The sequence below is a fragment of the Bartonella sp. AS69XJJH genome, assembly GCF_042195585.1.
In the GTDB taxonomy this organism is placed as follows: domain Bacteria; phylum Pseudomonadota; class Alphaproteobacteria; order Rhizobiales; family Rhizobiaceae; genus Bartonella.
Window position 1 is genome coordinate 41,507 of record NZ_JBHIOO010000004.1, and the last position, 3,727, is coordinate 45,233.

Sequence of the window (3,727 nt, forward strand, 5' to 3'; positions counted from 1 at the left end):
AAAAAAAGATCGATAAGTTGGATCAAGAAATCTGGAAGCGAAGAAAAACCGCTTCTCAACAAAACAGCGCGTGAAGGGAGGGCAGAAAATGATAGATATTAAAATGATGGATATTATTGTTGTATTCTCATGGGGTGTGGGCTTGACGCTTTTCACGCTGCTTTCTGCTGTGGTCACGATGTTCATTTGGGCATTGTATTATTCTACTTTCAAGCGGGTGAGACTGTATTGCCAAGTGTCAAAAGAATTAAACCGCGTGCTTGAACAATCTGTTTCTTTTGAGCAGCTTGGGGAAATGCCGATGATTAAGCCGTTATCTGATGAAAAAGCTTTTTCTCTTTCTGATGAGGAAATCTTAACGATGGAAAGTGCAACGGTGCTGTTAAAAAGTTTGGGGTGGAAGGTGGAAATTGAAGGAAAAGGGGATCATTTGGCCACCTATTATTTACCAGATCGCGAAGTGCAGTTTCTTTATAATGCTGAGAAGGGGTATCCGCGATTTGATTGTGCAATTGCGGTGGTTTCTGGTATCCATGCGGCGGTTTGCCAAACGATAGACCCTTATAATTCTGGAGGCTTGATTGCTCTCGAATTGAGTTTTAATGTGAAGGGGTTGGAAATTTTTGAAGAAAAGGTAAGTGCCCGACGTTTACGCCGTGCACTCGAGAAAGCTTTAGAAAAGGCAATGACAGAGGTTGATCTTGGCAATATGCTTCGCTCTCAATATAGAATCCTGCCTTGGGAAAACAAAGTTGTGGCCCCTCAGTTGGCTTCTTATTCGCTGCGCTATCTTGCAGCTCTGGCATTGTTGGGTGATGTTGAAACCTTAAACGCTTATCACAAAAGCTTTATGGAAGGTGAGAGACTTGGCTTTGAGACAAGCATCGAAGAGGAGCATCTGGAACGCGCGATGATAATCGCTCAAGCGGTAGAAAAAACAAAGCAACCCAGTTATGATTTGCTTCAACAGGCGGCAAAGGATTTTTCCATGGAGGTGGAAAGTTATGAATATTTTAGAGCTAAAGATCCCAATTTGTGCAATAGAAGAAGACATTCTTACGAAAATTTGATCGAGGAAAAAAGACAAGAATTAAGGCAACAGGGATATTTCGTTTACGAAAAGGACGCGATTTGTAAGGTTGATGGAAAAAATTATCGTCCTCATATTCTTTACATAAAGGATGGGGAGTTAGAATATATGGATGTAGAAATTAGGGTTGAGGAAAAAAATTATTGAGAAAAAATAAAGCGTTTAGATACATTAAAAAGAGCTTAAACCTAAAAATAGAGCGTAAAAAGCGCGAAGTGTAAAAACAGAGGGGATCAATGCAGGAGAAAAATGCGACATTTGGAGAGTCTTTCTTTTCATTCAAAAAATTGACGATGTCTTCAGTGGAAAGTCGTAAAGGGGTGGAAAGTTGTAAAATAATAGGGCGTTCCTTTTTCATCATGTTTTGCACATGCCTTATCATGATGGCTTTAGAAGTTCCTGCAGGTGCAAAATCTCTGGTACAGCCGTTGCAATGGATAAAATGGGAAGGGATTGGTTCTCTTATTTTTCTCTTACCAGTGTTGATTTGGTTTTGTCTTCTCACTCCTCTTCCGATCCTTTGGGGGCTTTATCATTTTAAAGAGCGCAAATTGGAAAAAATAAAAGAAGAAACAAAGCAGCAAGAGATTAATCAATGAGACTATAGCTATGAGGGATGAGTTCGCGGTTTTTATGTTGTTTCTGCTGGTTGGATGTTTTCTTCTAAATGCAGTTACAGTTTTTGCCATTTTTGTGAATATGATTATTGTGGCGCCTTATTATTCTTTAATCAAGCGTTTGAGGCTCTATTACAGAGTGAAGAAACAAAGACGTTTGATGAAAGAACAGCCGCAGCATTTTTGTTTCTTTGAAAAAAGCGGAAAAGAGAAAGAGAGAGTGCCGAAAAACTTAGTACTGAACACAAAAATAAGTTCCCATTCGTTAAAAAAATGGCTCGCTTTTTCACGCAAAGATTATATTATCCACGCATGCCTCTCTTTCATCATTATGTTTTTCAAAGCTTATGTCTATGTGATTTGCTCTAAAGGGATAGCTGCTGAGATAGATGAGGAGAGATTTATGTATATTATCACTCTCTTGTTTCTCTGGTTTTTTTTATCGGTATTTATTTTTGCAACGATTCCTATTGTTGTGATCCTTCGTGAAATTTTAACCTCTCGGTTGAAAAAGAAAATTCAGCAATTGGAAGAAGTGACTGAAGCAACCCAATAAATCAATTTATACTAAACAAATCAATTTATAAAGAGAAGGGGATAAAATGCATTACGAAATAGCAGTAGCTTGGACGGTGGTTTTGATCATTCTGCTGGGGGGTGTTTTTGATTTGTTCTTAACAATACCCATTGTGGCACTGTATATTTCTTTTATCAAACGTTTGATATCGTATTACAAGGTTACGAAACAATTAAATGCAGCGCTGAAAAAGCGTGTGTAGCCTTCATGTCATGGAGGGAGGTATGAGTTTTAGATCATGCCATTACTTCAAAGCTTGGGATGAAGGTATAGATTATTTTTCTCATTTTACGCTGCTCTCTGTTTGAAAAGAGCTGGTGGCAAGTAATAGGTTTCAATGGGGCTGTTTATTGGAAGTTTGCTTGTTTTCTGTGAATTTGCAAAATCGTAAAAACGTGGAACTGTAATTGCTGGGATTTGTGGTTGGTGAAGAGGCGTGAGGGTTTTGGGGCGGTGGAGGTGAAGAGGGTGCCAATGGAGGGGCTGGATTGTAAAATGCGTCAAAATTGGAATGGGGGAATGGAGGGCGTTTGGTGAAAAGGGCTGATGCTCATTAATAGGCAAGTAATAGGCTGGTGATAGGTCAGTGATAGATTTCAATGGGGCTGTTTATGGGAAGTTTGCTTGTTTTCTGTGAATTTGCAAAATCGTAAAAACGTGGAACTGTAAAAGGCTGAGATGTGTGATTGGTGAAAAGCCGTGAGGGTTTTGAGGTGCTTGGGGTAAAGAGGGTGCCAATGGAGGGGCTGGATTGTAAAATGCGTCAAAATTGGAATGGGGGAATGGAGGGTGTTGGGTGAAAAGGGCTGATGCTCATTAATAGGCAAGTAATAGGCTGGTGATAGGTCAGTGATAGGTTTGTGATAGATTTCAATGGGGCTGTTTATTGGAAGTTTGCTGGTTTTCTGTGAATTTTCAAAATCGTAAAAACGTGGAACTGTAATGGCTGAGATGTATGATTGGTGAAAAGCTGTGAGGGTTTTGGGCGCGGTTGGGGTGAAGAGGGCGCCAATGGAGGGGCTGGATTGTGAAATGCGCTGGAATAGGGGGCGTTTGGGTGAAAAGGGAAGTGTGTGTGGAATGGCGTTGAAAAGATAAGGAAAATAAAGCGCAGTGTGGTGCTCATGTCATGGGGGAGGTGTGAGTTTTAGATCATGCCATTGCTTCACAGCTTGGGAGAAGGGCATAGATTATTTTTCTCATTTTACGCTGCTCTCTGTTTGAAAAGAGCTGATGACAATTAATAGGTTTCAATGGGGCTGTTTATTGGACGTTTGCTGATTTTCTGTGAATTTGCAAAATCGTAAAAACGTGGAACTGTAATGGCTGGGATTTGTGGTTGGTGAAGAGGCGTGAGGTTTTTGGGGCGGTGGAGGTGAAGAGGGTGCCAATGGAGGGGCTGGATTGTAAAATGCGTCAAAATTGGAATGGGGGAATGGAGGG

General features: G+C 40.5%; 6 protein-coding genes. 4 read left to right on the forward strand and 2 right to left on the reverse strand.

What is annotated here, in order from left to right; genetic code table 11:
• Positions 1–88 precede the first annotated feature (88 nt).
• From ACFIK6_RS02975 to ACFIK6_RS02985, 3 genes are all read left to right on the forward strand, one after another.
• Complete coding sequence (locus tag ACFIK6_RS02975) at positions 89–1,237, forward strand: DUF6990 domain-containing protein (RefSeq protein ID WP_375641723.1); 1,149 nt, start codon at positions 89–91, stop codon at positions 1,235–1,237.
• An 89-nt stretch (positions 1,238–1,326) separates the two neighbouring features.
• Positions 1,327–1,689, forward strand: coding sequence for a hypothetical protein (locus ACFIK6_RS02980; protein ID WP_375677346.1), 363 nt, complete (start codon positions 1,327–1,329; stop codon positions 1,687–1,689).
• 421 nt (positions 1,690–2,110) lie between these two features.
• Entirely contained in the window at positions 2,111–2,263 is a 153-nt protein-coding gene (locus ACFIK6_RS02985; protein ID WP_375641725.1) for a hypothetical protein, read from the forward strand.
• 309 nt (positions 2,264–2,572) lie between these two features.
• Here the strand turns inward: ACFIK6_RS02985 and ACFIK6_RS02990 are convergent, their stop codons facing one another.
• Positions 2,573–2,884, reverse strand: a complete 312-nt coding sequence (locus tag ACFIK6_RS02990; protein WP_375677347.1) for a hypothetical protein — start codon at positions 2,882–2,884, stop codon at positions 2,573–2,575.
• 372 nt (positions 2,885–3,256) lie between these two features.
• Between ACFIK6_RS02990 and ACFIK6_RS02995 the strand changes: the two genes are divergently transcribed.
• The gene (locus tag ACFIK6_RS02995) at positions 3,257–3,382 is read left to right on the forward strand and encodes a hypothetical protein (protein WP_375677348.1); all 126 of its coding nucleotides are present in this window, start codon (positions 3,257–3,259) and stop codon (positions 3,380–3,382) included.
• Between the two features lie 142 nt (positions 3,383–3,524).
• On the opposite strand, the gene ACFIK6_RS03000 is transcribed toward ACFIK6_RS02995, so the two are convergent.
• Positions 3,525–3,727: hypothetical protein (locus ACFIK6_RS03000; protein ID WP_375677349.1), on the reverse strand; the 203-nt coding region annotated here is incomplete at its 5' end.